Source organism: Thalassolituus sp. UBA2009, assembly GCF_002335285.1.
In the GTDB taxonomy this organism is placed as follows: Bacteria; Pseudomonadota; Gammaproteobacteria; order Pseudomonadales; family Oceanobacteraceae; genus Venatoribacter; species Venatoribacter alkanivorans.
Genome location: NZ_DDCJ01000013.1, coordinates 1 through 3,588 on the forward strand (window position 1 = coordinate 1; position 3,588 = coordinate 3,588).

A 3,588-nucleotide genomic window follows, 5' to 3' on the forward strand; every position below is an offset into this window, starting at 1 on the left:
TCCGGGCTGATTTCTGTGCTCTACGGGCTTAGTCCGATGTTGTCCGGTGCATTAGCCTGGTTCTGGCTGAATGAGCGGGAGCTGACACCGGTTCGGGTGCTGGCTTTGCTGTTGGCTTTGCTGGGTCTGGCTTTTGTTGTGGCCGGCCGGCTGGCGCTGGATGCCGGTGCCTGGCGTGGCATTCTCGGTACGCTGGTGTCGGTACTTTGTTTCGCTGCCAGTGCGGTATGGGTAAAGCAGGTGAATGCCGGCCTGCATCCTATGGTTCAGACCAGCGGTACGCTGTGGCTGTCATCCTTTGCTTATCTGCTGACTCTGCCATTATTCGGGGTGCATTTGCCGGATGAATGGCCGCTGGTGAGCCAGCTGGGGTTGGGCTATCTGGTAGTGTTCGGTTCGCTGCTTGGGTTCATGCTGTATTATCTGGTGCTGCAGCATCTGCCAGCATCGCGAGTTACCCTGATTACGCTTATCGCACCTGTATTGGCGGTGTTCTGGGGATTCTGGCTTAAGGACGAACGACTCGCCGCGAGTTCGGTATTAGGCGCCGCGTTGTTGCTTGCAGGGCTTGCTTTGTATCAGTGGCATGTCTGGCCTGACCGTAAACTGCGTGGCTTACTGGCTTTCTCCCGGGGGATAAAAAAAGCTTAATTTTTTATTGCTGCGGCCGATAAGTGCATCAAGGGGAATCTCTGTCTGTAAACAATGCTGCTTAGCGTGGCAATGATTCAGAGCAGATTCCTGCGCCTCAGTTGTCCGGGAGATTGTTATGAAGTGGCCTTTTATTGTGGCAGGCACTGCCATTACGTCGTTGATGTTGCAGGGATGTTCCAGCGCCCTGATTGAAGACAGTAATCTGAACGAAGAACCCGAGGCTTATTTTCAGCCGGTAGAGCAGGAAATTGATCCGATTGCGCCGATGGTGCTGCGTGTAGTTGGTTATGGCGCTATGGACACGGACAAAAAGAAAAGCGACGTACAGCGCCGCCTGATGGCGATCCGCGCATCGAAGATGGATGCTTACCGCTCGATGGCTGAGCGGGTGTATGGCACCTCGATTCAGGGCAGTACCACGGTGCGCGATATGGTTGTGCTGAATGACCGTTTCCGCAGCTACGTCGAAACCTATATGCACGGTGCGCGGGTAGTGTCATCCGATGTTATGCCGGATGGCAGCGTGGAAACGGTGCTGGAAATGGTGATCGATCAAGGCTTCCGTAACTGTCTGCAGACCGCCGACAGTCAGCGCTTTAATGTTGATTGCCGCGCATCATTAGGCAGCCCTTCCGGCAGCAATAACTTTGCATCCAGCCAGCGCCAGCGTGTGCAGGGTGAAGCCAGTGTTCCGGAAACCGGCTTTTACTTTATTGAGTAACGGCCAGTCTGGCGAGGAGGCTGTATGCGTATCCTGAACATTTTAATGATGACTCTGTGTTCTCTGCCGGTTTCTGCTCTGACGGTGGAAGTAACCGGAGAAGCGCCACTGAGCGGTGCCATTTCCCACGCCCGTGAGCAGGCGCTGCAGGATGCTATGCGTCAGGCCAGTCTGCGCGCCGGTGCCCAGGTCAGCAGTACCCAGCTGATGAGTCAGGGGGTTGTGCAACAGGATGATGTGCAGGTGCGTTCGAACGCGCAGCTGAAAAATATTGAAGTGCTGTGGGAAGATCAGGCTGGTGGCTTATATCAGGTCGCGATACGCGCTGATGTTACCCCGCAGGCGATGTGTCCGGCCAGCACTCAGCGTTATCGTAAAGCGGTGGCGGTGGCTGGTTTTGGTCTGGCCCGTCCACAGCAGGCAACGCTTGGGCAGTTGCAGAATATCGAACAGGATCTGCCCCGCGTGCTGGTAAACACGCTCAACAACCGCGGTGCCATTCATGCACTGGATGCGACCCGTACCAGTCTGTATCAGGACCCACGCCGTGCGCCATCAATGGAAACCGCACAGCAGCGTTTAACCACCTCCGTGGCTCTGGCTACCCAGCTGGGGGCGCAGTATGTGGTGTCCGGTGTGGTGCGTGATCTTTCGATGATGGGTGAAGCCGGTAACGACAGTCGCCGTGCATCGGGTGCGGACAGCTGGCTGGATTTGCTAGGGCTGGAAGATAACAACCGTGACCGGCAGTTTGTAATGGATGTGTTTGTGCACGATGGGTTAAGCGGTGCCATGCTATTCCAGCGCAGTTATTCTGCTCATGGTGCCTGGGACCGTCCGGCGCGGGAGCGGGTGCCTTTTGCCTCGCCACATTTCTGGCAGACGCCGTATGGCGCGGAAGTGCGTGAGTTACTCAGTGGCGTGGTGGATGATGTGGATGAAGTTTTGCGCTGCCAGCCGTTTATGGCCCGTATTGTAAAAGCCAAAGGTAACCGTCTGCATATTGAAGCCAGCGCAGGAGCCGGTATTCGCCCGGGTGATAAGTTTCAGGTTTATCGTACCGGCACCTTCTATAACCTCGATCTTGAACCGCGCACCGAGCTCAGCGATATGGCCACTGAAGTGGTGATCAAACAGGTGCAGCCACAGTTTGTGGTTGCAGAGATGAAGCTGACGGCAGAGCATCTGGCGATTCAGCGTGACGATATGGTCATCGCCTGGTAGTTGTTTATAAGAGCGGGGCGAATTGTATTCGCCTTTGCTCTTATTTATACCTGTGTCAGCTGTGTTACCCTGCCGCCTTTCTCCCTGAGCGGAAATCTTCATGCTGACCAATCGTCACCCAGCCTTCCTCGCTGCACTCTGGATGTCGGGTGCGCTGCTCTCTTTTATGCTGATGGCTATATCCGGGCGTGAATTGTCACACTCGCTGACCACTTATCAGATCCTGTTCTTCCGCAGTGTGATTGGCGTGTTGGTTATCTCCATTCTGCTCAGTCGCAGTGGCTGGCAACAGATCCGTACCCAACGTCTCAAAACTCACTGGCTGAGAAATATTGCCCATTATGCTGGCCAGTACGGCTGGTTTTACGGACTGGCTTTTATTCCACTGGCAGAAGTGATCGCCATTGAATTTACCACGCCGGTCTGGACCGCGTTGCTGGCTTTTTTCCTGTTAAAAGAGCGTCTGACCGGAGCACGCCTGCAGGCGTTGGTATTGGGTATTGCCGGGCTGTTATTAATTCTTCGGCCCGGCGCCGGTGTTCTGCAGCCTGCGGCTTTTGCGGTACTGGGCGGCGCGCTGGGTTATGCCTTTTCTTATATTCAGACCAAGTCCCTGACCCGCACCGATACTCCACTGTGCATTCTGTTTTATATGACGCTGATGCAACTGCCGTTCGGGCTGGTGCCGTCAGTGCTGAACTGGACAACGCCTGCGGCTGAGACTCTGCCCTGGATTTTACTGGTGGGTATTACTGCAATGAGTGCGCACTTCTGCATGGCGCATGCATTCCGGCTGGCGGATGCAACCGTGGTTGTGCCCATGGATTTTCTGCGTTTGCCATTAATTGCTGTGGTGGGCTATCTGTTTTATCAGGAAAGTATTGATCTGTTTGTGCTGGCAGGTGCCGTCTTAATGTTCAGCGGCAACCTGCAGAACCTACGGGCGGAATACAGGCGTACCTGAGGTAAAAATACCTGCCAGTTACGCC

General features: G+C 55.0%; 4 protein-coding genes. All 4 read left to right on the plus strand.

Annotation, left to right across the window (positions count from 1 at the left end):
• On the plus strand, positions 1–651 hold a 651-nt coding region (locus B3P58_RS01430), incomplete at its 5' end, for a DMT family transporter (RefSeq protein ID WP_286715542.1).
• A gap of 118 nt (positions 652–769) precedes the next feature.
• A complete protein-coding gene (locus B3P58_RS01435; RefSeq protein ID WP_145466422.1) occupies positions 770–1,375 on the plus strand; it encodes an LPP20 family lipoprotein in 606 nt (201 codons plus the stop codon).
• A 24-nt stretch (positions 1,376–1,399) separates the two neighbouring features.
• Positions 1,400–2,599 (plus strand): flagellar assembly protein FlgT, encoded by a 1,200-nt coding sequence (locus tag B3P58_RS01440; protein WP_225693052.1) that lies wholly within the window; start codon positions 1,400–1,402, stop codon positions 2,597–2,599.
• 100 nt (positions 2,600–2,699) lie between these two features.
• The gene (locus tag B3P58_RS01445) at positions 2,700–3,563 is read left to right on the plus strand and encodes a DMT family transporter (RefSeq protein WP_286715545.1); all 864 of its coding nucleotides are present in this window, start codon (positions 2,700–2,702) and stop codon (positions 3,561–3,563) included.
• The last annotated feature ends 25 nt before the right edge of the window (positions 3,564–3,588 follow it).